This is a genomic window from Pedobacter foliorum (assembly GCF_013266735.1).
Taxonomy (GTDB): domain Bacteria; phylum Bacteroidota; class Bacteroidia; order Sphingobacteriales; family Sphingobacteriaceae; genus Pedobacter; species Pedobacter foliorum.
Map to the genome: position 1 here is coordinate 109,598 of NZ_JABSNU010000008.1, position 22,731 is coordinate 132,328.

The 22,731-nt window shown below is 37.8% G+C and carries 25 protein-coding genes; 13 read left to right on the forward strand and 12 right to left on the reverse strand.

From position 1 onward, the window contains the following. Positions 1-59 precede the first annotated feature (59 nt). Together HQN83_RS16545 and HQN83_RS16550 are read left to right on the forward strand one after the other, a co-directional pair. Positions 60-1,178 carry an acyltransferase family protein gene (locus HQN83_RS16545; protein ID WP_173091436.1) on the forward strand — a complete coding sequence of 373 codons (1,119 nt, stop codon included), beginning with the start codon at positions 60-62 and terminating at the stop codon, positions 1,176-1,178. 13 nt (positions 1,179-1,191) lie between these two features. Next, entirely contained in the window at positions 1,192-1,614 is a 423-nt protein-coding gene (locus HQN83_RS16550; protein WP_173091437.1) for a GNAT family N-acetyltransferase, read from the forward strand. A gap of 13 nt (positions 1,615-1,627) precedes the next feature. Here HQN83_RS16550 and HQN83_RS16555 read toward each other — a convergent pair whose 3' ends face one another. Continuing rightward, the gene (locus tag HQN83_RS16555; protein ID WP_173091438.1) at positions 1,628-2,230 is read right to left on the reverse strand and encodes a murein L,D-transpeptidase catalytic domain-containing protein; all 603 of its coding nucleotides are present in this window, start codon (positions 2,228-2,230) and stop codon (positions 1,628-1,630) included. 75 nt (positions 2,231-2,305) lie between these two features. On the opposite strand from HQN83_RS16555, the gene HQN83_RS16560 reads away from it, so the two are divergent. Then, positions 2,306-3,181, forward strand: coding sequence for an OmpA family protein (locus tag HQN83_RS16560; protein WP_173091439.1), 876 nt, complete (start codon positions 2,306-2,308; stop codon positions 3,179-3,181). Between the two features lie 66 nt (positions 3,182-3,247). Here the strand turns inward: HQN83_RS16560 and HQN83_RS16565 are convergent, their stop codons facing one another. Then, the gene (locus HQN83_RS16565) at positions 3,248-3,676 is read right to left on the reverse strand and encodes a VOC family protein (protein ID WP_173091440.1); all 429 of its coding nucleotides are present in this window, start codon (positions 3,674-3,676) and stop codon (positions 3,248-3,250) included. A gap of 195 nt (positions 3,677-3,871) precedes the next feature. Between HQN83_RS16565 and HQN83_RS16570 the strand changes: the two genes are divergently transcribed. After that, the gene (locus tag HQN83_RS16570) at positions 3,872-4,054 is read left to right on the forward strand and encodes a hypothetical protein (protein ID WP_173091441.1); all 183 of its coding nucleotides are present in this window, start codon (positions 3,872-3,874) and stop codon (positions 4,052-4,054) included. Between the two features lie 2 nt (positions 4,055-4,056). Here HQN83_RS16570 and HQN83_RS16575 read toward each other — a convergent pair whose 3' ends face one another. Genes HQN83_RS16575 through HQN83_RS16585 form a run of 3 tightly spaced genes read right to left on the reverse strand, consistent with a single transcriptional unit; the run spans position 4,057 to position 5,533 of the window. Continuing rightward, on the reverse strand, positions 4,057-4,719 hold the full coding sequence (locus HQN83_RS16575) for an HAD family hydrolase (RefSeq protein WP_173091442.1): 663 nt from the start codon (positions 4,717-4,719) through the stop codon (positions 4,057-4,059). Between the two features lie 9 nt (positions 4,720-4,728). After that, positions 4,729-5,145 (reverse strand): VOC family protein, encoded by a 417-nt coding sequence (locus HQN83_RS16580; protein WP_173091443.1) that lies wholly within the window; start codon positions 5,143-5,145, stop codon positions 4,729-4,731. A gap of 13 nt (positions 5,146-5,158) precedes the next feature. Next, on the reverse strand, positions 5,159-5,533 hold the full coding sequence (locus HQN83_RS16585; protein WP_173091444.1) for a hypothetical protein: 375 nt from the start codon (positions 5,531-5,533) through the stop codon (positions 5,159-5,161). Positions 5,534-5,664: 131 nt separating this feature from the next. Here HQN83_RS16585 and HQN83_RS16590 point away from each other — a divergent pair, with 131 nt between their 5' ends. Continuing rightward, positions 5,665-8,247 carry an AsmA-like C-terminal region-containing protein gene (locus tag HQN83_RS16590; RefSeq protein WP_173091445.1) on the forward strand — a complete coding sequence of 861 codons (2,583 nt, stop codon included), beginning with the start codon at positions 5,665-5,667 and terminating at the stop codon, positions 8,245-8,247. A gap of 302 nt (positions 8,248-8,549) precedes the next feature. Here the strand turns inward: HQN83_RS16590 and HQN83_RS16595 are convergent, their stop codons facing one another. Continuing rightward, positions 8,550-9,647, reverse strand: coding sequence for a mandelate racemase/muconate lactonizing enzyme family protein (locus HQN83_RS16595; protein ID WP_173091446.1), 1,098 nt, complete (start codon positions 9,645-9,647; stop codon positions 8,550-8,552). A gap of 51 nt (positions 9,648-9,698) precedes the next feature. Between HQN83_RS16595 and HQN83_RS16600 the strand changes: the two genes are divergently transcribed. Both HQN83_RS16600 and HQN83_RS16605 read left to right on the forward strand, forming a co-directional pair. Beyond that, positions 9,699-11,723, forward strand: a complete 2,025-nt coding sequence (locus tag HQN83_RS16600) for a thioredoxin domain-containing protein (RefSeq protein WP_173091447.1) — start codon at positions 9,699-9,701, stop codon at positions 11,721-11,723. Continuing rightward, a complete protein-coding gene (locus HQN83_RS16605) occupies positions 11,723-12,223 on the forward strand; it encodes an FKBP-type peptidyl-prolyl cis-trans isomerase (protein ID WP_173091448.1) in 501 nt (166 codons plus the stop codon). Before HQN83_RS16600 ends, HQN83_RS16605 begins: the two co-directional genes overlap by 1 nt. 89 nt (positions 12,224-12,312) lie before the next feature. On the opposite strand, the gene HQN83_RS16610 is transcribed toward HQN83_RS16605, so the two are convergent. From HQN83_RS16610 to HQN83_RS16630, 5 genes are all read right to left on the reverse strand, one after another. After that, on the reverse strand, positions 12,313-12,738 hold the full coding sequence (locus HQN83_RS16610) for a Fur family transcriptional regulator (protein ID WP_173091449.1): 426 nt from the start codon (positions 12,736-12,738) through the stop codon (positions 12,313-12,315). Positions 12,739-12,749: 11 nt separating this feature from the next. Beyond that, positions 12,750-13,190 (reverse strand): hypothetical protein, encoded by a 441-nt coding sequence (locus HQN83_RS16615; protein WP_173091450.1) that lies wholly within the window; start codon positions 13,188-13,190, stop codon positions 12,750-12,752. An 11-nt stretch (positions 13,191-13,201) separates the two neighbouring features. Continuing rightward, positions 13,202-14,413 (reverse strand): ABC transporter permease, encoded by a 1,212-nt coding sequence (locus HQN83_RS16620; RefSeq protein WP_173091451.1) that lies wholly within the window; start codon positions 14,411-14,413, stop codon positions 13,202-13,204. Next, positions 14,410-15,039, reverse strand: a complete 630-nt coding sequence (locus HQN83_RS16625) for an ABC transporter ATP-binding protein (protein ID WP_173091452.1) — start codon at positions 15,037-15,039, stop codon at positions 14,410-14,412. The genes HQN83_RS16620 and HQN83_RS16625 overlap by 4 nt, the downstream gene beginning before the upstream one ends. A gap of 227 nt (positions 15,040-15,266) precedes the next feature. Beyond that, on the reverse strand, positions 15,267-15,647 hold the full coding sequence (locus tag HQN83_RS16630) for a MerC domain-containing protein (protein ID WP_173091453.1): 381 nt from the start codon (positions 15,645-15,647) through the stop codon (positions 15,267-15,269). An 81-nt stretch (positions 15,648-15,728) separates the two neighbouring features. On the opposite strand from HQN83_RS16630, the gene HQN83_RS16635 reads away from it, so the two are divergent. The 6 genes from HQN83_RS16635 to HQN83_RS16660 all read left to right on the forward strand — a co-directional run bounded on the left by HQN83_RS16635 (position 15,729) and on the right by HQN83_RS16660 (position 21,034). Then, entirely contained in the window at positions 15,729-16,961 is a 1,233-nt protein-coding gene (locus HQN83_RS16635; protein WP_246254530.1) for a GTP-binding protein, read from the forward strand. Positions 16,962-16,970: 9 nt separating this feature from the next. Continuing rightward, entirely contained in the window at positions 16,971-17,975 is a 1,005-nt protein-coding gene (locus HQN83_RS16640) for a TonB-dependent receptor plug domain-containing protein (protein WP_173091454.1), read from the forward strand. Then, positions 17,926-19,086: a TonB-dependent receptor domain-containing protein gene (locus tag HQN83_RS16645; protein ID WP_173091455.1), complete on the forward strand. Its 1,161-nt coding sequence runs from the start codon at positions 17,926-17,928 to the stop codon at positions 19,084-19,086. Before HQN83_RS16640 ends, HQN83_RS16645 begins: the two co-directional genes overlap by 50 nt. Before the next feature lie 40 nt (positions 19,087-19,126). Further along, a complete protein-coding gene (locus HQN83_RS16650) occupies positions 19,127-19,765 on the forward strand; it encodes a hypothetical protein (protein WP_173091456.1) in 639 nt (212 codons plus the stop codon). 122 nt (positions 19,766-19,887) lie between these two features. Then, positions 19,888-20,427 carry a Crp/Fnr family transcriptional regulator gene (locus tag HQN83_RS16655; protein WP_173091457.1) on the forward strand — a complete coding sequence of 180 codons (540 nt, stop codon included), beginning with the start codon at positions 19,888-19,890 and terminating at the stop codon, positions 20,425-20,427. Positions 20,428-20,485: 58 nt separating this feature from the next. Beyond that, entirely contained in the window at positions 20,486-21,034 is a 549-nt protein-coding gene (locus HQN83_RS16660) for a DinB family protein (RefSeq protein ID WP_173091458.1), read from the forward strand. Here the strand turns inward: HQN83_RS16660 and HQN83_RS16665 are convergent. Then, the gene (locus tag HQN83_RS16665; protein ID WP_217277409.1) at positions 21,031-22,374 is read right to left on the reverse strand and encodes a sedoheptulokinase; all 1,344 of its coding nucleotides are present in this window, start codon (positions 22,372-22,374) and stop codon (positions 21,031-21,033) included. The genes HQN83_RS16660 and HQN83_RS16665 overlap by 4 nt on opposite strands. Positions 22,375-22,731: the final 357 nt, after the last annotated feature.

Here is a 22,731-nt window from a genome sequence, read left to right on the forward strand (position 1 = left end):
GCTTCTTCGAGGTCAGGATGACGATGAGTAAATATATTCTAAAATTATACGACTCTTTTATGCAAGAAAGATTCACTACCCTGGATATTTTCAGAGGGATGACCATCTGTTTCATGATCATTGTAAATTCCCCAGGTTCCGGAGCAACGCAATGGGCTCCTTTAGATCATGCGGCATGGTTTGGTTTTACACCAACCGATTTGGTTTTTCCATCATTTCTATTTGCTGTTGGAAATGCTTTGAGCTTTTCTAAAAAGAAATTTGAGAGCGACAGTAGCTTCCTGTTTAAAGTATTCAAACGATCTGCAATCATCTTTTTGTTAGGTTATTTGATGTATTGGTTCCCTTTTATGCACAGGGATAATGGCGAATGGGTGTTTAACTCGATCAGTAATACCCGCATTATGGGAGTGTTACAACGCATTGCTCTTTGTTATTTATTTGGGTCTTTAATTGTTCATTATTGTTCAAAGAAATCAGCTTTGATCATTTCAATAATTCTTCTTTTCGGGTATTGGCTGTTTTTATTGTTATTTGGAGAGCAAGGTCAAGAATATACTATGCTTGGCAATGCCGGTACTCGTTTGGATATCTTCATTCTGGGTGATGCGCATCTTTATCATGATAAAGGAGGGCCGATTGCATTTGATCCGGAAGGGTTATTAAGTACATTAACGGGTATTGTGAATGTAATAGGTGGTTACCTCGCAGGAGCGTATATTCAGCAAAAAGGAAGGAATTACGAATCAGTTGCTAAATTACTTCTTGTTGGTGCATTGTTGATTTTTGGTTCCTTATTTTGGGGTCAATTTTTTCCAATAGCTAAAAAACTTTGGACCAGTTCATTTGTGTTGCTTACTATAGGTTTAGACCTGGTTATTATAGCCGTTCTCATTTACGCTGTGGAGATTAAGAAGATTAAATGGGGAAATAACTTTTTTCTTGTATTCGGCAGAAACTCACTGGCTATCTATCTTTTGTCGGAACTATTATTGGTGATTTTTCAGTTGATATGGGTGAAACCTGGTGTCAGTTTTTATAATTGGATCAACAATGTTATTTATCAGCCGTTATTTCCAGGTGCTTTCGGTACACTGGTTTTTGCGGTGAGTTTTATGATGCTTTGCTGGTTTGTTGGTTATCTCATGGATAAAAGGGAGATTTACATCAAAATTTAAATCTACTAAGGTAATGAACATCAGAGAAGCAGAACTTAAGGACGCCGCGGCTATTCAGGTTTTATTGGAACAGCTTGGCTACCCTACAGACGATGGGTTTATTGCTAAAAGGCTAGGCGAGCTATCTAAGTTGACTGATCATTTCGATATCGTTTATGAACTGAATGAAGAAGTACTTGGCTTTGTTTCCCTTCATTTCATTCCTCAGATAGCTTTTGAAGCTGATTATGCAGTAATTAGCTTCTTTATTGTAGATGATAATTCGAGAAGCCTGGGAATTGGTAAAGAGCTGGAAGAGTATTGCACCTCATTGGCTGTTGAAAGGAAATGTAAGCGAATTCTGGTCCATAGCAATGCAAGGCGAACAGATGCACACAGGTTTTATTTAAGGCAAGGTTTTGTTGAATATCCAAAGGATTTTGTAAAGTTCTTGTAGTTGATAACGAACCTTATTCATAAATCCATAGTAACATATCTTTTTGCCCTGATTTAATTAGCTCATCTATTTTGCGCATAGTTGCATTTGCAATTACCGGACAACCATAACTCACATTAAATACTGGGAGAGGATAACTTTCAAAGGCAGGGACGTGTGTGTAAGAATGTAACACTACGATCCTCTTAAAAGCATTGCTGTTTGTTTTTTCAAGACCATGCATTTTGTAATGAACATTAATACCCCAGTTGCTATATGCTCTTTTGCCTAGTTTATATTTACCGAGTGAAGTGCAATTACTCCCGATTTTATTGCTGTAAACCGGTTTGTTTGCTGAACTGCCCCCACCATTTCCATGTGCACAAACACCTTTAATAACTACCTCTTTTTTCTTGAAATCATAAACGAAAAGGCGGTTTTTGCCAGAATGTATACTCATGTCAACCATAATGCAATAGGAAGTATTCATTTTATGAGTTTTCGAATATTTTAAAGCTTCTTCAACCTTACTTTCAAATTTTATATTCTCATTCAAGGCATATTTATACGACTCAGCTTTTCCTGATAGAAATATAGATAGCGTGATTAAAAGTAAGAAGATACTTCTTTTTTGCATGGAATAAATATACAGTTTTCCTTAATGGCATAGAGATTGCAGCTTTGATCTTTTGACTAACAAATTAATAGGATTATGAAATTTTCCAGTTTAATACCAGTAGTACTAGTCGCGGCCGTACTAACCCAAGGCTGTGTAAGTAACAAAAAGTATAACGATCTCCAATCTAATTATGATCAGTTGAAGGAAAAGACTAAGGATTTGAATCAGAAATATCAAACCAGTCAGCAGGATCTTTCCGGATCATCAACAAGAGTAAAAAGTTTAGAAGAGCAAATCGCATCTGAAAAGGCAAATTCAGCTTCATTACAGTCGGCGCTCGACAAATGCTTGAGTTCTACCAGCCAAGGGAATGTAAACATTTCTAAATTGGTGGATGAGATTAATGCCTCTAATAAATACATCCAGCATCTTGTGAATACTAAAAACACAAGTGATTCACTTAATTTGGTGTTAACCAACAACCTTACTCGTTCATTGAGCAGGGATGAAATGAGAGATGTGGATGTAAAAGTGCTTAAGGGAGTAGTTTATATCTCTTTATCAGATAATATGCTCTATAAGTCTGGTAGCTACGAGATTTCGGATAAAGCAGGGGAGACACTAAGTAAGATTGCCAAAATCATTAAAGATTACCAAAGTTATGATGTGTTGATTGAAGGTAACACAGATAATGTGCCTATCTCGCAACCAAATATTCGTAATAACTGGGATCTAAGTGCTTTAAGGGCATCTTCAGTTGTTCAATCATTACAGAACAATTATGGAGTTGATCCGAAACGTTTAACGGCAGGTGGTAGAGGTGAGTATAATCCGATTGCAGGAAATGATTCACCGGATGGTAAGGCAAGAAACAGACGTACTCAGATTATTATAACCCCTAAATTGGATCAGTTTATGGAGTTAATAGGTAAAGCCCCTGAACAGGCAACTGAACCAGCAAAACAGTAATTGTAATAAAAATGCCTGATGAAATCGTTCATCAGGCATTTTTTCTAACTCGCACATTTCGATATCTTATTTTTGGCTTTGTTCAAAATTTACCATCCATTGGATGCCGAATTTGTCTTTAAAACTTCCAAAATAAGCACCCCAGAAAGTATCTTCAAGAGGCATTTCAACTTTTCCTCCTGATGATAATCCATTAAAAAGACGCTCAGTTTCTTCTCTGCTCTCAGGATGAAGTGAGATTTGAATATTGTTTCCTTCGTTTAGTACATGTCCGCAAGAAGGAAGGATATCTGAAGCCATCAATGTCGTATGTCCATCAATGGGCAAGGAGATATGCATAATTCCGTTTCTTTCATTTTCTGGTAGTTGCGAAGCTTCGGGTGCTTCAGTCATTCTATGAACGGCGCTAAATTCTCCGCCAAAAACAGATTTGTAAAAATTAAAAGCTTCTTCAGTTTTTCCGTCGAAGTTTAAATAAGGATTCATTTTAGCCATGTTTTCTAAGTTTTATGTAAGGTCAAAAATTGTTTTGGTTGTTAAACAAATTTATAGAATACAGATGGGAGCTAAGCGGTGCGAAAAGGTCAATTTTAGGGGTCGTTTGCGACAAGCTTCAATCTGTATATTTGGTTAACGGTAAAATAACATTTTAGAAGTACCTTTGGTTCTTAATTTCGTATTGTTTGTGCCATGATTAGATTAAATAACGAGACACCATCAAGTGTATTACAAGATGTTAAAATTGGTAACCTGGTTACCGATACATTTAGTAAAACCGGATTGGTAGAGAAAATTGAGATTACTGATGACGGCCTATACCGGATTTATAAGTTTATTCTTGTAACCGGACGAAGCATTACCATTAAAAAGTAGCCCTAATTTGTAATCAGCTTGCTTATCGTATCATAAGATAAACCTTTATAGTCATGTATATAATGGTCGCAGGGCGGAAGTTCTTCTTTGGTATGTGAAGTAAGTACGCCTACTACTTTCATACCTGCGTTTAAAGCTGCTGAAATTCCTGAAAATGAATCCTCAAATACAATACACCGGTTAGGAGATACCCCAAGGTTTTTTGCAGAAGTAAGGTAAACTTCAGGATCAGGCTTGTGCTTTTTTACATCTTCACTAGCCATTATTGAACCTAGTGTTTCTCTGATGGGCACTTTGCTAAGTATCAGTTCGAGATTGGCATATGGGGCTGATGTGGCAACTCCGATTTTTGCGCCATTATTTTTTAGATCATTGATGAATTGAACAAGACCATCAATAGGTTCTACATGCGGCTCATATATTTTTCTGAAAAGACCTTCTTTTTCTTGTTCTAATTGTAGTAGTTCTTCGCCTTCAATTTTTCTCTTTAAGAAATGACTTAAGATATAGCTGTTCGACTTGCCAAACATGTGTTGTGCAAATTCTTCATCTGTAGGGGCTAGGCTTCTTGTCGAAAAAAACTCACGGAAAGCAAGGGAGTGATAAGGGTTGGTATGACATATTACGCCGTCCATGTCAAAAATGACTGCAATTTCTTTATTCATGCAGCAAAGTTAACACTCTACAATCCATTCAATGCCATATTTATCCCTGAACATTCCGGCATAGGTACCCCATGGACTGTCGCCGATGGCCCCTTCCACTTCTCCGCCTGCTGATAATCCGTTAAATATTTTATCTGCTTCTTCACGGCTTTCGGCATTCACGTGTATTTTAGATCGGTTTTCATTTTCGCTTACGCGCCCCAAAAATCCGGGAACATCGTTGGCTATTAACACGTTGTTTTTGCCAAGCGGCAAGCCGATGTACATTATTTTATTTGCCTCATCTTCGGGTACCTCAAACTCGGGGCCTGATAAGTCTTTAAAACGGATGATTTTTGTAAACTCGCCGCCAAAAACTGATTTGTAAAAAGTGAATGCTTCTTCAGCATTGCCATTGAAGTTGATCCAGGGATTAATTGCTCTCATAATTTCCTTTATTTTATTCAGTTTTTTTCTTGGCGTCTTTTTTATCTGCTTTCTTTTCAGCTTTAAATTCTTTGTAAGCTTTGCGCTGAGTATCATTTAAGACAGCATTTATTTTAGTGTCTCTTTCATCTTTAACGGCTTTTATAGCAGCTTTGTCTTTCTTTTCTCCTTTAGGATTGCTGTCCTTTATTTTTTTAAAACTCTCCATATTAATTGCCTGTACTTTTGTTTTTTGATCGGCAGTTAGCGATAGCTTTTTAGTTAACTCCTCAGTTGCAAACTGGGCTTTTTCTTCAGGTGTCTTTTTTACCTTTTTATCACCTTGTTGTGCAAATGCCATAGTACCCATACTGATGAATAGTATCGCTGTAAAGATTAATTTTTTCATATACAATTTTTATTATTCTAGAGTTATAGAGACATAAATATAAGAATGGTTTAATTGAAAATAGTATTAATTATTAATCCGTAATACTTTGGTGTGTTTATTGCTATGCAGATGTTTTAATAATTTTATACATGCTTAAAAAGATATCAATTGTTGTTATAGGTTTATTCGTTGTTCTGTTTGCTGCTGCGGCCGCTATTCCTTTATTCTTTAAAAAGGAGATTGATGCAAAGATTAAATCGTCAATTAACGAGAGCGTAAACGCTAAAGTAGATTTTAAGGATCTGGACTTAACCTTGATCAGTTCGTTCCCTAACATGGGAATAAAGATCAACAACCTAACTGTTTTAGGTATTGATAGTTTTGCTAAGGACACATTGGCAAACATTAAACAACTTCAATTGAATGTGAATTTAATGAGTGTGATTAAGGGAGAAACCTATGAAATAAAGTCAATTAACCTTGAAGAACCAAGAATTTTGGCAAAGGTCCTGAAAAGTGGGCAGGCTAACTGGGATATTGCAAAGAAAGATAGCATTGTTGCCGGAACTGATACTGCTAAAACGGCTTTTAAAGTAGCCTTGCAGAAATATGCAATTGAAAAAGGTAAGATTATTTATGATGATGCTTCTTTAGGTTTCTTCATGGAAATGGATAATTTAAACCATACTGGTACAGGGGATTTTACACAAGATTTGTTTACCCTTAAAACCCAGTCTGATATAGAAAAGTTAACAGTTAAATATGGAGGTATCCCGTATTTGAATAAAGTAAAGCTTGATGCTGATCTTCCTCTTGATATTGACATGAAGAATATGAAGTTCACTTTTGCTGAGAATAAAATTAAACTGAATGAATTGTTGTTGTCAGCAGTAGGGTATCTGGCAATGCCAAACGACAAGGATATTGTTATGGACTTTAAGTTTGATGCAAAGCAATCGGAGCTTAAAAACTTCCTTTCTTTGATCCCTGCAATCTATGCAAGCAACTTTAAGGACATGGATGCAACTGGTAAATTTGCAATGGACGGAAATGCAAAGGGTACTTATAATGAGAAGTCGTTACCTGCATTTAATGTTAATCTTTCTATAGAAAATGGTAAGATAAAATATCCTTCATTGCCATCTGCAATTAACAACATACAAGTTAAATCTCAGATCAGTAATCCTGATGGAGTAATGGATCATACCGTTGTAAATGTACCTGCATTTCACATGGAGTTTGGTCAGGCGCCTATTGATGGAAGGTTGTTGTTGAAAAATCCGACTACTGATCCTTTTGTGGATTTAGCACTTAAAGGAAAGCTTGATTTAAAACAACTAACTGCTATTTTCCCGATGAAGGATATGACATTAAGCGGGATTTTGGATGCAGATGTACAGGCTGCAGGTCGTAAGTCATCAATTGATAAAGGACAGTATGAGGCTTTTAAAGCTTCAGGACAAATGGTAGCAAGCAATTTCAATTATGCGGGTAAAAATGTGCCAATGCCAGTTAGTGTGCCTTCTGCAAAAATGACCTTTAGCCCTAAGAATATTAACCTAAGTAATCTGACGGCTAAAGTTGGCAAGAGTGATTTTACAGCCAATGGTACCGTTAATAATTACTTAAGCTATTTCTTTAAAAAGAATCAGGCATTACAGGGAACATTTAATGTTTCATCAAATTTAATTGATGTAAACGAGTTGATGGGGCCAAAAAGTGCTGCTGAAACAGAGAAAAAGAGCGATTCGAAATTGTCTGTATTTGAAGTGCCTGGTAATATCGATTTTGACATGACTGCAAAAGCAGGTCGTGTTTTGTATGATAATTACGACATTACTAATGCAAAGGGTGCTTTGGAAGTTAAAAATAAGACCATATACTTTAAAGATATGGGCATGAACATGCTTGATGGTACAGTAAAAATGAACGGTTCATACGCAACAATAGACCCAAAAAAACCAAAGGTTGATGTGGATTTTGGGATAGAGAAAATGGACATCCAAAAGGCTTTCACAGCCTTTAATACTGTAAAATTATTGGCACCGGTTGCCAAATTTGCTAAGGGAGTATTCTCTACTAATTTAAAATTCAATTCGGATCTTGATCAGAATATGATGCCTGTTTATTCTTCTATAAATGCTGAAGGATTAACTAATATTATTCAAGCAGTGCTTGATGGATTTGAGCCATTAAATAAACTGGCTTCTGCTTTAAGTTCTGATAAATTTAAAAAACTGGAGTTAAACAATGTATTAACCAAGTTTAAAATTAAAGATGGCCGTTTAAATGTTGCGCCTTTTGATATTAAAAAGGAAGGTGTTTTAATGAATGTTCAGGGTTCAAATGGTTTGGATCAGAGTATGGATTATCAATTGGGCTTAAATGTGCCTAGAGCTATGTTGGGTGCAAAGGCAAATGAAACTGCAAATGCTTTCATTGCAAAATTGAATAGTAAAGCAGGAACTAATGTGGCTATGAGTGAAACGATTAAGGTGAATGCGGTGTTGGGTGGAACGATTTTAAAACCTACCATTAGCCTTAAATATGGTGCAGGAGATACAAAAGCAGGCGCAAAAGATGCCGTTAATCAGGTTGTTGCGGAGAAGAAAGAAGAAATTAAAGCGGTTGCACAAGCTAAGGTTGATACGATAAAGGCACAAGCAACTGAAAAAGCTAAAAACGCTATTGCTGATAAGATTAATGGTCTTTTCAAGAAGAAAAGCCAATAAGATATGATATGTTCGTTGTCATTCTGAGAGCCTAGCATTAGAAAAAATACAAAAAAGTAGTAATGACAATTTTGTATACTCGGTCGTCATCCTGAATTTATTTCAGGACCTCGCAAGAGAAAGAAAACCTTACTAGTGTGAGATACCGCCCTTCGGCGGCATGACGAACGCATTAGCAGAGTGTTTAAAAAACAATCTGTCATTCTGAATTTATTTCAGAATCCCTCAAGAGAAAGAAAGCCTTACTTGTGCGAGATTTTGAAATAAATTCAGAATGACGATTTTAATCCAATTAGTTGTTTTTACACTACCCATTTTTCGCAGGTTTTCAGGAATTTAGGATCAGCATCTGCTCCGATTCCTGGAGTGTCTGGGACATCTACATGAAATCCATTGTAAGTGATACCCCCAATTACGGGATCAATGAGGTGACCAAGCAAGCAGGAATCCAGATCAAAGAATACTACATTCGGGCTTGCCAAGGCAAAATGCATATTTGCACTAATTCCTATTCTACTTTCCAACATCCCACCAATCATACATTTTGTGCCGGTTTGCAATGCTATTTCGTGAATTTTTTGCGCCTCGAGTATTCCTCCTGATTTGGAGAACTTTATGTTCAAATAATCTGTTGAACCGCTGTTTATAAGTTTGCGGGCATCGTGATGGTTGTAGCAACTTTCATCAGCCATTATCTTAATGGGAGAGTTTGCTTTTAGCTCTGATAATTTATCGTCAAACCAGGTGCGCATAGGTTGTTCGCAAAATTGGATGTCTAAATCCCCCATTGCATCAAGTGCAAATAAAGCATCATCAAAACTCCATCCTTGGTTTGCATCTAGTCTGAGTATTGTCTCGGTACCCACGGCTTGCCTGATTAACCTTACCCGGTCTATGTCGCTGTGCACATCTTTGCCAAGTTTTATCTTGATGATATTACAGCCTCTGGCTTTAAAGCCTATTGCAGCTGCAGCCATGTTTTCTGGTGAATCGATACCTATCGTCATGTCTGTTTCTACAGTCCGTTTCTCGCCACCCAGGAATTTATAGAGTGGTTGTTTGTCATGTTTGGCGGCAATGTCAAATAAAGCCATGTCAAATGCACTTTTGATGGTGCTGTTGTGAGCAGCATATCCCAAAAGTTCATTCATTCTATCGGGGATTTCCAGCGGGTTTTTACCTCTAAGTATCGTCGCAAATTCCTTTGCCATTGCAAGGCAGGTATCCTGACTTTCGCCAACAATCATTGGAAAGGCAGAGCATTCTCCAATTCCGCAGATATTGTTGCTTGTATATATTTTAATAAGTACATTCTGAGCGAAATACATAGTGCCTGTAGCAATTGTAAATGGCTCTGTTGGTATGCTGAAACGATAAATTTCGGTGTGAGTAATCTTCATGTTGTCAGAGGTATACTATAAAAGTACAACTTATCTTTTTACCTTTATAGTATGAACTTGGAACCCAATAATTTAATTAAAGCCTCATCACCTTACTTATTGCAGCATGCCTACAACCCCGTAAATTGGTACGAGTGGGGAGAGGAAGCTTTGCAAAAGGCTAAAAATGAAAATAAATTAATATTGGTTAGTATAGGCTATTCAGCATGCCACTGGTGTCATGTTATGGAGCGCGAGAGTTTTGAAAAACACGAAGTTGCCGAGGTAATGAATCAGCATTTTGTGTGCATAAAAGTGGATAGGGAAGAGCGCCCTGATATTGATCAGATTTACATGATGGCCATACAATTAATGACAGGTAGTGGTGGTTGGCCGTTAAACTGTATTTGTTTGCCAGATCAAAGACCAATTTATGGTGGCACCTATTTTAAAAAGGACGATTGGATTAGTGTTTTATTGAGCGTTGCTAATTTGTGGGCTCATGAACCGGAGAAGGCGCATCAATATGCTGATCGACTTACCGATGGAATCCGTAATTCAGAGAAGGTTATTCCTAATGTTAGGGTTGATGGATATACCAAAGCTCATTTAGCTGAAATTATAGAGCCCTGGAAAAGGCATTTTGATATGGCCGACGGTGGTTATAACCGTGCTCCAAAGTTTCCATTGCCAAATAACTGGCAGTTTATGCTAAGGTATAGTCGACTGATGCAAGACGACGCTACTCATGTATCTACCATGCTGACACTTGAAAAAATGGCACTTGGCGGTATTTATGATCATATTGGAGGAGGCTTTGCCAGATACTCAGTTGATGGAAGATGGCATGTTCCTCATTTTGAAAAAATGCTTTATGATAACGGTCAGCTGATAAGTCTATATGCCGAAGCCTATCAATACTCTAAGCACTTATTATTTAGAGATGTGGTAGTGGAGACGATCGAGTGGCTGGAAAGAGAAATGACCTCGCCGGAAGGCTTGTTTTACTCTGCTCTGGATGCCGATAGTGAGGGTGTAGAAGGTAAGTTTTATATATGGGATAAAGAAGAATTTGATGCTGTGGTAGGAGAGGGTGCACACTTACTGGCAAATTATTATAACGTTACAGAATCTGGAAACTGGGAGGACGAAGAAACCAACATCCTGTTGAGGAAATTTACGGAAGAAGAATATGCTGATGTAAAAGGAATAACTGTAATGGAGCTTCAGCAAAAAATAAAGGACGCAAAAGCGAAGTTATTGGAAGTTCGTAGCAAAAGAGTGCGACCAGGATTAGATGATAAATGCCTTACCTCCTGGAATGCAATGGCTATAAAAGGCTTAGCTGAAAGCTCAGGTATATTAGCTGTTCCACATTATTATGAATTGGCAAAAAGAGCAGCCGATTTTATTCTAACTAATTTACGTACTCTGGATGGAGGCTTGTACCGTAATTTTAAGAACGGAAAGGTAACTATTCCGGGCTTTTTAGATGATTATGCTTTGTTTATTGACGCCTTAATTGCACTTTATCAATGCGATTCTGATGAGCGCTGGCTTAATAAGGCTAAACAATTAGCTGATTATGTGCTTGCAAATTTTGAAGATCCGGATAGTCCGATGTTGTTTTATACCTCTGCAAGTGGCGAAGTTTTAATTGCCCGTAAGCACGAAATAATGGATAATGTTGTTCCATCCTCAAATTCAGTTATGGCACAAAATTTACATCTTTTAGGGCTGTTGTTTGATGAAGAACGATATATAGAGAAGGCTTCCGCAATGCTTACGTCTGTGCATCCGCAAATAAAAACATATGGTTCGGCATATTCAAACTGGGCAATTCAATTGCTTAATGAAGTGCATGGAATTAATGAGATTGCGATAACAGGCAGTAATGCAGCTGAGGTAAAAAAGGAGTTGAATACACATTACATCCCTAATAAAATTACATTGGCAGGAACAAATTCAACCTTACCTTTGTTAAAAGATAAGCAAAGCATTGAAACAAAAATCTATATTTGCCGAAATAAAGCATGCCAGTTGCCGGTAACTACCGTTGATGAAGCATTACAATTGATAACTAAAATAACATCATAATGAGTATTAAACCCAATACAGTAGTATCATTAACGTACGAATTGCATACGACTAATGAAGAAGGACAACAAGTTTTTGTAGAGAAAGCAGATGAGCAAAATGCATTAGTATTTCTTTATGGTACAGGAATGATGTTGCCAAAATTTGAAGAGCATTTAGATGGTCTAAATGTTGGAGATGAATATAGCTTTGAGCTTAGTGCTGCTGATGGTTACGGTGAATTAGATCCGGGTGCTTTTGCTGACTTGCCAAAAGATATGTTTAAAGATGTTGACTTACCTGCTGTAGGTGATGTTATTCCATTACAAGATAATCAAGGTAACCACTTCAGAGCTGGTGTTACTGGTGTTCATGAAGATATTATCACCGTTAATTTGAACCACCCAATGGCTGGTAAAAACTTAATCTTTGCTGGTAAAATTTTAACTGTACGTGAGGCAACCGAAGAAGAATTGAGTCATGGTCATGCACATGGTGCTGATGGTCATTCAGGTCATTAATAGCTAATAGCTTAAAAGCCCCTTACCTTATTTTTCTCCCTGGATTCAGAAATCGGATCCGGATGTCGAAAAATAAGGTAAGGGGTTTTTTAATGTATAGCGCTGCTGTTGCACTTTTCGCAAATACCGTAGGCCGTTGAGGTCACAGTAGTTGCAGTAAAGCCATTAGGCATTTTAATCCTTGGCACATTAACCTCTAAACAATAAATTTTAAAGCAGGTTGTACAGTTAAAGTGGACGTGTTCATCATGGTGGTGATGTTCCGTACAGGAAGCCGAGCAGATTGCATAATTAGCAGTCCCGTTCATATCCATTATCCTGTGAAGAATCCCCTTGTCTTCGTAAGTATTCAGTATCCTGTATAAGGTAACGCGATCTATCTCTTTACCCAGTTTTTTTTCAAGCTCAGGTTGCGAAATAGCAGCAGTATCCAAAGCAATTTCCTCTAGTACACGCACCCTTTGTTTGGTGTGTTTTAAATCATGTGTTCTTAATATGTTGGCCGGATCTATCATCTTTTGTCGATTTATATAGGTTTGGCAGCAGTTAATACAATTGGAGGATTATCCATTGCATTACCGGTATTCAATTTTAAAGTTCCTTTAACCGTTATGGTTTGGTACGTGAATTTTATTGGTTCTGTCAGCTCTACCAATACCATAATTGGAACTCCATTTTTTCCACAGAAATAGCACTGATTAATGGGTAAAGTAGATAGCATGAACCTGGTTTGTTTCATCCCGTCTTTAATAGGAACGATGTATCCTTCCAACTCAAATGGCTTATTCGCAAATTTCTTGATGTTGTTATTATAAATCGCAAACATCTCTGTGTCCTTAACGATTTTAAAATCCACACTACCAATAACATCCCAATTGTCGGACATCACCTGATCATCAGGATTGTGTTGTGCCTTAACCGCGAGACCAGTAAAAAGCAATAAGGCAAGAACAATGTTTTTTATCATGATATTGTGTTTTAATTCTTTGATAATATTTTAGAAATGTTCGATCTGTAAGCCTGTACAGCAGGTATGATAGCAGCAAATATACCAATAGCAAGTCCGGCAACAAATAAATATGCTTCTTCACCCAGAAAAATGAGTCCGGATAATCGGGCCTGACTGCTTTCTTGATTACTGCCTATAAATTGTAATGCCAAATGACCCAATACTATTCCAATTATTGTGCCCGCTAAAGTCAGCATAATGCCTTCTGCAATTACAATTAGAAACAACTTGCCTCTGGATGCACCCAGCGTACGCATAATGGCCAGGTCATAACTTCTTTCCTTTAATGAATTGTATAGATTCACAAATACACTTATCGCTGCAATAAACATAATAAGTACAGCAAACCATTGTAAAGTATCTACTCCAACACCTATTAAAGAAAATAACCTTGTGCTTTCCTGAGCTGGTGAAGCAGCCTGCATATTTGTAGATTCATTTACCATCCGTGGAAACATCACCACCGACATTGGCGAACGGTACTGAATTAGTAAAGAGGTGATTTCTTTGTTTTCAATTTCTGGAGCTTCACTTTTTTCATCATGATTATGCGCTTTCTCTTCTTCATGATCGTGCATTTTCCAAACGCTTGATATATTGGTTAATATCAGATTGTCTGTTACATTTCCTTGCGGTGCTAAAATACCTGCGACTTTGTAGGCATGCGTTTTATGAACATCAGTGCTGCCCGTAAGGCCATGTGCACCATAAAAAGTATCACCTATTTTAAGTTTTAGGTTTTCAGCAACTGAGGTTCCAATAGTGGTTTCAAAATCATTTTGCCAGAACTTACCCTCTTTAACTTTAAGCTTATAGATGCCAACAAAATTTCTATCGGTACCCACAATGCGAACCCCGTTGTAATTATCTCCTAATGCCAAAGGTACCGCCTTTTTAACAAAAGGGCTCCTGGCAAGTTCTTGAGCTTCTTTCAATGGGATATTGCCAGTAGGGAAATCGATGTAATAGATGCTGCTCAATATAAGCTGTAGGGGACTGCCTTTGGCTCCAACTACCAAATCTATGTCCTTCGAATTGTTTTCCAGCTTATCGCTAATTTGTGTTGAGGCAAGTAGTAATATGGTTAATATACCCGTTCCAAAGGCAATCAGCATAATGTTTAGTGCTGATGACAATGGTTTAGACCATATGCTTTTCCAGCTTATTTTTAAAGGACTCATGATAGTTCGTAAGTATTTGTAAATGCATCCTTAACTCTTTTGTCGTGCGTAGCCACAATAAGTGTAGCCTGATTAATGCCTGATTGATCTATTAAAAGCTCCAGCACTGCTGCAGCATTTTTATCATCCAGACTTGATGTTGGTTCATCAGCAATCAGTAGGGTAGGTCTGTTAATTACCGCCCTTGCAATAGATACGCGTTGTAATTGTCCATGACTCAATTCGCTTGGATAAGCATTCTTTTTATCGGCTATGCCTAAAGAGGTTAATACTTCCTTTACCCGATTTAAGTCGGTAGGAAGATTGGCAAAGCTTTGTGCCATAACCAGGTTTTCCTTTATGCTAAGGCTTTTTATCAGGTGAGGACGTTGGAAAATAATACCAATATTCCTGCCTCTAAACTGATCCAGATCTTTTGATGATAAATCATAAATAGAAGTGCCATCAATTATAACACTACCTTGCTGAGGCTTCAAAATGCCCGTTAAAATATGAAGCAATGTAGTTTTGCCGCTTCCGGACGCACCGAGCAGCAGCCATTGAGATCCATCATCAACCTGCCAGTCTTTAAAGCCAATCTTGTGGCCGTTCTGATAGTTATGAGATACTGCATTTAATGCAATCATACTTATTTCCTTATTTTAATGTGGCTTTTTAAATAGTTCATGTAAAGTTGTTTGCCATTTACTTTATCATGTTTGCAACCTGGGTTTATCATGCTTATAAAAAGCAGAAACGCACCAAATATCAGCTTTTTGTTCATCATCCGCGTCGTTTGTAAAGTTAGTAAATGCAATTTCATTGCAAAAAAGTATTCATGTAAAGTAATTGCTACTGCCCGTTAACCTCAATTTTACTTGTGGCTGCAAGTGCGACTGTATTTCCAGTTTATGTAATGCGCTCCGGCAATGGTAAAACCACCCATTGGGATCAATATGGCTTCTATACTTTCTATTAAATGATGTCCGATTGCTATCAATCCAAACCCTGTTGCTAATACCATTATGGGCAATAGTTTTTTGTGTTTAGGGTAGGAGGTACTCAATGAGTACACACCTATGATGAGCGATAAGCCTATCATAACAAGCTCTACCCAGCTATGGGCTAAAAAGTTTAGGCCAAATAGGGGGAGTGCGGTAAGCACGAAAGGCAAAACTGCACAATGAACTGCGCAGGCTAAGGAGGCTGTCATTCCTAGTTGATCTAATTTTTCGGATTTAATAAAGTGCTTCATGTTGTTTAAATGTATTGTTCTCTCAGTGTTTAAATCGTGCTTGCAAATATAAACGCAATTTAGTTGCATTTGTGATAAATAATGAAATATATTTGCAACATGATTGCATTTGAGAAACAAAGAAAATTACCAGTAACCGTTCTAAGTGGCTTTCTTGGTAGCGGTAAAACCACTTTATTAAATCATATCCTTAATAATAAAGAGGATTTAAAAGTCGCACTGATCGTAAATGATATGAGTGAGATTAATATCGATGCCAGAACTGTTCAGAACGAGCACAAGTTGTCGAGAACTGAAGAGCGGCTTGTGGAAATGAGTAATGGATGCATTTGCTGCACCTTAAGGGAGGACCTGATTGCTGAAGTGGAAAAACTAGCCAAAGAGGATCGCTTTGATTACCTGATTATTGAAAGCACAGGGATATCTGAGCCAATTCCGGTAGCTCAGACTTTTAATTATGTTGATGAAAATCTCGGTATAGATCTTAGTCAATTCAGCAGACTAGACACCATGGTGACTGTAGTGGATTGTCATAATTTTAAAAAGGACTTCGGTACTAATGAAATGTTGACGGATAGGGACTGGGTTGATGATCAGGCTGATGGACGGACTATAGTAAATCTGTTAACAGACCAGATAGAGTTTGCTAATGTGATTATCCTCAACAAAACTGACCTGGTTAGCGAAGAAGATCTGAAGCTGCTAAGGGCCGTGATCAGAAGGCTTAACCCCTCTGCAAAACAGATAGAAAGTACATATAGTAAAATAGACCTTAAGGAAATCCTCAATACCGGGTTGTTTGATTTTGAAGCAGCCTCGCAAGGGGCAGGCTGGATTAAGGAATTAAATGAGGGACATGAGTCTGAAACCGAGGAGTATGGAATTAGTAGTACGGTATTTCGTTCAGTCAGACCATTTCATCCCGAGCGTTTGTGGAACTATTTAAATGAAGATTTTCCTAATAACATTCTAAGAACAAAAGGTCTGTTCTGGATTGCTGCTTTACCTGATTATGCACTCAACTTTTCACAGGCCGGTGGTTCTCTTAAAATAGAAAATGCAGGCAATTGGTGGGCAAGTATGTCATTGCAGGAACGACTTACTTATACAGATTACCAGGAAAACCGAAAAGAGATTGAAAGCAGGTGGGATATGGGGTTCGGAGATCGCTTAAACGAGCTTGTTCTTATTGGGCAGGATATGGATAAAGATCGTCTAAACCATGAGCTGACTTCTTGCTTGTTGAATCATAAAGAACTAATCTGCTACTGGCAGGGAGAGAAATTCGAAAATCCATTTGAAAGTGTTCTTTAGTCGGCCTTTATGAAGAGAAGCATACTTTTATTGATTGCCCTTACTTTTTTATTGATCTCAAATGTTTATGCTCAGGAGGATTCTGTGAGGTTGGATAGCACTGTTAAAACGCAGGCTAAAACTATTAAACTAAAGGAAGTAGGTATTGTAGAGAAAGGAAAACCTGTTAGCCGGACCAGTATTTCTGTAACGTTATCAGAAAAGCAACTTCAGCAAACCAAAGGTTCCGGATTGGCAGAAACCATTAAAGAAATCCCAGGTGTAAGCATATTAAAAACCGGGTCCACCATTTCCAAACCTGTCATAGAAGGGATGCATGGCAACAGAATACTGATTCTCAATAATGGGATCAGGCTCGAGGCCCAACAATGGGGATTAGAGCATGCTCCGGAGATAGATCCTTTTCTCGCCAAAAGAATTCATGTAATCAAAGGAGCCGAGTCTGTAAGGTATGGTGCGGAGGCAATTGGAGGTGTTATTATTGTTGAACCACCTACTTTACCGACTTCTGGAGGTATTTCCGGAGGACTTAACTTTATCGGTGGATCAAACGGAAGATCAGGAGCTTCATCTGCTATGCTAAATGGCGGATTAAAATCATTACCGGGTTTTGGCTGGCGAATGCAAGGGACTCTTAAAAGGTTCGGTAATGTACATTCTGCTGATTATTATCTTGGAAATACCGGAGTCAGGGAGTTAAATTATTCCGCAGCGGCGGGATACCGTACCGGTAAAGCTAATTATGAAGTTTACTGTAGTCGCTTTGGTACTGAACTGGGTATTTTATATAGTGCACACGTAGGTACGAAGGAAGATATCGACGCCCGAATTGCAATTGGCAGGCCGTTGGAGAATTATGGATTTTCCTATGACATTACTGCGCCACGCCAAAAGGTTGTTCATGATTTGTTTAAAGTAAAAGCTCATTATGATTTCAGTAATCAACAGTCTTTAGCTATTACTTATGGTTTTCAAAAGAATCAGCGAAAAGAATATGATTTCAGAAGGGGGTGATAGGGAAGCACTTCCTATTACAGACCTGGTTTTGAATACCCATACACTGGATCTGGTTTTTGAAAAGCAAGAAACAAGCAGATCAAAGCGTCTGTATGGATTTAATGGGATTGTACAGGTGAATAATAATATCCCCGGAACGTTAGCCAATACTTTCATACCAAACTATGATGGCTTTACGGGAGGTGTTTTTTTTATACAGCGCTGGGTAAAAGATAACTTCGAGTTTGAGGGAGGACTGCGCTATGACTTCAAATTATTTGATGCTGCGGGATATAGATATGGTAGTGATGGGGAGCAGTATTATGGAGGACAGAGTAAGTTTCATAATGTTACTGGATCATTTGGGACGTTTTGGAAAATTGATAAACAATGGCAACTGGGAAGTAATTTGGGGTTAGCCTGGAGAGCACCTACAGCAAATGAACTGTTTAGCAATGGTCTCCATCATGGGGCTGGATTGTACGAAATAGGAGACCCAAATATTAAAACAGAGCAGGGGTATAAATGGGTTAACTCTTTAAAGTACTATAAACAGAAACTAAATTTTACGCTCGATGCTTACGCTCAATATATTAACAATTACATCTATTCTGAGCCGGATAAAACCTTTAAACAAACAGTAAGTGGTATCTATCCTATATTCAGGTATAAACAAACTAATGCTTCGTTTTTTGGGGCAGATTTCTTTGGGACTTATCACTTTTCTGAGGTGCTTTCCTATAAAATTAATGCCGCATTAATCAGAGCGCGAGACTTGGACAATCGTAAATACCTGCCTTATATCCCATCCGATAGGGTAGATCAGGGTATTCGCCTCGATTTTCAATTAAAAAATTTTGACGACACCTGGTTACAAGCGGGTCATAGTTTCGTCCGTCGGCAAACGCGTTATGAGCCGGAAAGTGACTATGCGGCTCCTCCCGGAGCTTATCACCTTTTTCAGCTTTCAGGTGGAACAGCGATGAAAATTGGGGGGCAGGAGCTGGTTTTCAGTCTCAGTGTCGACAACTTATTTAATAGCCTTTACAAAGAATACATGAATCGCTATAGGTATTACACACACGATATGGGGAGGAACATTACCATACGTCTGGCCTATAAATTTTAATCGAATTAATCTTATCAATTAACATATAATACTTTACAACATGAACAAATTACGCAATTACTCTTTAGTCGTTTTAGTAGGGCTTATCGCTATCACATTTAACGCCTGTAAGAAAGATCCAAAGCCAGAAGTGCCGGAAGAAGAGATTGGCAAGGCAGAACTCACTTTTCTTGAAGTTGAGCGGGAAGCCCACGGGGATCATTATCATTACAACCCTATTGCTGAAGCAAAGCCAACCAGTATTACTTTTGATAGTAAAGGATTACCGCCGGTAGGTACGCATCTTCATCTGATTGAAGGTAAAACTTACAAACTAACACTTAGGTCATTTGATTTTGCAAATCGCGAAATGCAGCAGGAATTCCTTGAAAAACACAATATCCATCAGGCGTTTATCTTAGGAGCCCCTGATGGCATTTTAACTTATGCTTATGCCGATAGGGATAAAGAAAATAAGAAAATAAATGTTGGTGTTACCGGATATTTAACGGTTGATGAGCATACAGAAACCGGGTTTACTTTTCGCTATGTGCTTCGTCATCTTAACCCTGGAGTAAAAGCCAGCGTAACGGCAGCAAACTGGAATGATGTAAATTTTGCTGCTAAGTTTGCCGGAGCAAATGATCTGGACTTGAAATTTGAGTTACACCCAGTACATGAGGGTGAGCACGAGCATTAAGAAATAATCGGATATTGAGTTGTTCAGGCATTGCATGGGCAATTCAATATCCGATTATTGCTTGTAAATCATTGTAGATATTCACTAATTTGTATCTTGGATTAGCTATTTGAATTGCCCTCATGACAAGTGAACAAACCTTTACTCTAAACTTAATTAATTCGTTAAAAACTGTCGGAAGTAAACGAACCTATTCTAAAGGTGATTTTATACTTAAAGAAGGAGAGGTAGAGAAGAACCTGTATTATGTAGAATCCGGGGCTATCCGAGTATTTCTACTATCAGAATATGAGGAGCAATCCATTCGTTTTGGCTTTGAAGGTTCAATAATCAATTCTCTGTCTTCCTATTTTAAGGCAAGTCCCTCTGAATTTTATGTGGAGGCGATTAGAAAAACTACATTGTTGGTGATATCTAAAGAAAAGGTGCAGGAGATAGTGAATCAGGATATTGAAAGCCTAATTGGATACAACCATCTACTCGAAACAGTAATTAGCCAGCAAATGGAAAGGGAGGTCGATTTGCTTACCGTATCGCCAACTGAGCGGTTAAAGCGCGTACTGGAAAGAAGCCCAAATCTGTTTCAGCATATTCCCCTAAAGTATATCGCTTCTTATTTAAGGATGACTCCTGAAACGCTTAGCAGAATTCGAAATTCTTGATTTCAATCAATTGCCAGAAAATACTTTGTTTTCATCTTTGTGTAAATTAGTAACAACAATGAAGGTAAAGAATAACCTGCTTATAGAAGAGCTGTTGGCAACAACAGCATGGTCAACTCGTACGGTTGAAAAACTTAAGGAACTTGGTGTTGACCAGTTAAATGTAAAAAGCAGCCCGGCAGAGTGGAGTGTATTGGAATGTGTTGAGCACTTAAACCTTTATGGTAATTTCTACCTTCCAGTTATAGAACAAGCAATTCTATCTTACAAACCAAATAAAACTCCGGCATCATTTAAAAGTGGTTTCATTGGGGGGTATTTTGTCAACATGATTAGGGTAAAACCAGGTAAAATGAAGAAAATGTCGACTACAAAGGATAAAAATCCATTAGGTTATGTATTAACATTGACCACAGTCGATCGTTTTTTAAAGCAACAACAACTGTTAAAAACCTTGCTTGAGCAAGCGAGGTATGTTGATATGACAAAATTGAAAACTCCAATTTCCATTACAAAAATGGTCAGGTTGAGACTGGGTGATACCTTACGTTTCGTGGTATACCATATCGAACGTCATGTAATTCAGGCAGAGCGGGCAAACATCTAATCATTGATCGATAAATCATATCCCCCGCCTATAATCGCATTCAAGCAAGCACCAAACGCTGCTTCTTCCTGGTAATTTGAACAGATTAGTTGGGTTTTAAACTGCTCTTCGAATGCACTACATAGCAACGGATTTCTTTTAAGAGCATTGCCGGAACCTATAATAATATGCTTTTCATTTTTGATTTCCGCCGGTAAATGCTGATAAAAATTAAAAAGTTCAAGGCTAATGCCTTTTAGAAACCCAAGAATAAGGTTCTCTGGAGTGAAATTATCAAATGAAATATTTTCGATATGACCTCTCTTCTGCGAATTAAAACGAGCACCATTAAAAAGGGTTTCAACGATGGGAAGATCATTCGAATTATCTTTATACTCAATATCAGTCATGATTTGATAAATATCTAAACCTAAGGGGATCTTTGCTGTAAACTTCTTCAATGTTTTCTCGAAAAAAGTCTTCAGCATTGCAAAAGCTTGTCCGCCGGATAAAGCTGCGCCAACTAGAAGGTATCCGCCGCCAGGGAAAGGACGCGTATCCAATGTCTGAACATTTAGAAAATGTTCAGAATACACTGAAATCTGGCTACTTGTGCCCACTGTAATATGAATGGATTTATGGAGATCTTTTACCGAGCCTAAAAACGCAGCCTGATTATCTCCAATAGCAGAGTAAATAGAAGTACTGTCTTCAAAATAGCCGCAGCAGGTGGTTGATTGAGTTAATTCTGGCAATAATGTACAATCGATGCCTGCCTTTTCTATCGCGGCGTGGTCAAATTCCAACTTTTCTAAATCGAAGAATCCTAGGCCTGCTCCATTTGAATAGTCAGTAAGGGGAGTCTTTTTGTTGGCAAGTTTCATGACTACATAATCCATAATTGTACAGATTTTTTTAGCCTCCCTAGGCACCAAGCTATTAATGCTATTAAAGAAGTGAGTCGTAAGTCCGTATCCTGAGGCCAAATCGTATCCTGTTAATTCAGAAAGAAAAGAAGCATAGGTTTTATCTTCTAAATAGGATTGGTTCCCTCTTCCGTCCTGCCAGGTATAAAGAGGACTGATAGCCTCCCCCTCATGGTTTACATAAAGTATTCCGTGCATTTGTCCTGTAAGGCCAATCCCTTTAATATTCGGATAACGCGCCGAAAAGTCCGCCAATATTTCCCGTACCTGTTCCATAATGCGGTCAGGAGCTTGTATTTTCTCCCAGCTTTTTGCTGAAGGAAGGTTGGAATCGTTATCTCTTGTTATTGATTCTACTTCTTTGTTTTCATAATCATAAGCTACACCACTGATTGAACTGGTGCCAATATCTATTCCAACAAAGTGCATATTCATACTTTTTATTCTCTACCTAATTTACTCTAAATTTCCACCAATCTTGTTTATCGGTCTACTGGCGCAAATGTATAAACTTAGTTTACGTTAGCAAACTTAAATGTGCTTTTTTTGTAATCATAAGTTTACATTTTTGTGTTGTAAAACTTACATATTATTGGTTTTATGCTGGTTTGTATGTTGATGTATTGTTTTAATGTACTGATTTATAGTTTTTTAAATTATATCATTGGATGATTTAAAGTCTTTGTTTGTAGTTTTTAAATGTAAACAATTGTTGTTTTTAGTGCTTAATAATAATGTTTTACGTCACTTAATCAAATAGTTTTAATTGCATTAAATATAATGTAGAACAAA

Excerpts from the sequence above, each read along its gene's own strand:
- HQN83_RS16550 (WP_173091437.1), top strand. The coding sequence starts at position 1,192 with ATGAACATCAGAGAAGCAGAACTTAAGGACGCCGCGGCTATTCAGGTT.
- HQN83_RS16635 (WP_246254530.1), top strand. The coding sequence starts at position 15,729 with ATGAAATATATTTGCAACATGATTGCATTTGAGAAACAAAGAAAATTA.
- HQN83_RS16560 (WP_173091439.1), top strand. The coding sequence starts at position 2,306 with ATGAAATTTTCCAGTTTAATACCAGTAGTACTAGTCGCGGCCGTACTA.
- HQN83_RS16655 (WP_173091457.1), top strand. The coding sequence starts at position 19,888 with ATGACAAGTGAACAAACCTTTACTCTAAACTTAATTAATTCGTTAAAA.
- HQN83_RS16570 (WP_173091441.1), top strand. The coding sequence starts at position 3,872 with ATGATTAGATTAAATAACGAGACACCATCAAGTGTATTACAAGATGTT.
- HQN83_RS16660 (WP_173091458.1), top strand. The coding sequence starts at position 20,486 with ATGAAGGTAAAGAATAACCTGCTTATAGAAGAGCTGTTGGCAACAACA.
- HQN83_RS16555 (WP_173091438.1), bottom strand. The coding sequence starts at position 2,230 with ATGCAAAAAAGAAGTATCTTCTTACTTTTAATCACGCTATCTATATTT.
- HQN83_RS16665 (WP_217277409.1), bottom strand. The coding sequence starts at position 22,374 with ATGAATATGCACTTTGTTGGAATAGATATTGGCACCAGTTCAATCAGT.
- HQN83_RS16565 (WP_173091440.1), bottom strand. The coding sequence starts at position 3,676 with ATGGCTAAAATGAATCCTTATTTAAACTTCGACGGAAAAACTGAAGAA.
- HQN83_RS16650 (WP_173091456.1), top strand. The coding sequence starts at position 19,127 with ATGAACAAATTACGCAATTACTCTTTAGTCGTTTTAGTAGGGCTTATC.
- HQN83_RS16610 (WP_173091449.1), bottom strand. The coding sequence starts at position 12,738 with ATGATAGATCCGGCCAACATATTAAGAACACATGATTTAAAACACACC.
- HQN83_RS16620 (WP_173091451.1), bottom strand. The coding sequence starts at position 14,413 with ATGAGTCCTTTAAAAATAAGCTGGAAAAGCATATGGTCTAAACCATTG.
- HQN83_RS16640 (WP_173091454.1), top strand. The coding sequence starts at position 16,971 with ATGAAGAGAAGCATACTTTTATTGATTGCCCTTACTTTTTTATTGATC.
- HQN83_RS16580 (WP_173091443.1), bottom strand. The coding sequence starts at position 5,145 with ATGAGAGCAATTAATCCCTGGATCAACTTCAATGGCAATGCTGAAGAA.
- HQN83_RS16545 (WP_173091436.1), top strand. The coding sequence starts at position 60 with ATGCAAGAAAGATTCACTACCCTGGATATTTTCAGAGGGATGACCATC.
- HQN83_RS16600 (WP_173091447.1), top strand. The coding sequence starts at position 9,699 with ATGAACTTGGAACCCAATAATTTAATTAAAGCCTCATCACCTTACTTA.
- HQN83_RS16590 (WP_173091445.1), top strand. The coding sequence starts at position 5,665 with ATGCTTAAAAAGATATCAATTGTTGTTATAGGTTTATTCGTTGTTCTG.
- HQN83_RS16575 (WP_173091442.1), bottom strand. The coding sequence starts at position 4,719 with ATGAATAAAGAAATTGCAGTCATTTTTGACATGGACGGCGTAATATGT.
- HQN83_RS16605 (WP_173091448.1), top strand. The coding sequence starts at position 11,723 with ATGAGTATTAAACCCAATACAGTAGTATCATTAACGTACGAATTGCAT.
- HQN83_RS16625 (WP_173091452.1), bottom strand. The coding sequence starts at position 15,039 with ATGATTGCATTAAATGCAGTATCTCATAACTATCAGAACGGCCACAAG.
- HQN83_RS16585 (WP_173091444.1), bottom strand. The coding sequence starts at position 5,533 with ATGAAAAAATTAATCTTTACAGCGATACTATTCATCAGTATGGGTACT.
- HQN83_RS16595 (WP_173091446.1), bottom strand. The coding sequence starts at position 9,647 with ATGAAGATTACTCACACCGAAATTTATCGTTTCAGCATACCAACAGAG.
- HQN83_RS16615 (WP_173091450.1), bottom strand. The coding sequence starts at position 13,190 with ATGATAAAAAACATTGTTCTTGCCTTATTGCTTTTTACTGGTCTCGCG.
- HQN83_RS16630 (WP_173091453.1), bottom strand. The coding sequence starts at position 15,647 with ATGAAGCACTTTATTAAATCCGAAAAATTAGATCAACTAGGAATGACA.
- HQN83_RS16645 (WP_173091455.1), top strand. The coding sequence starts at position 17,926 with ATGGTTTTCAAAAGAATCAGCGAAAAGAATATGATTTCAGAAGGGGGT.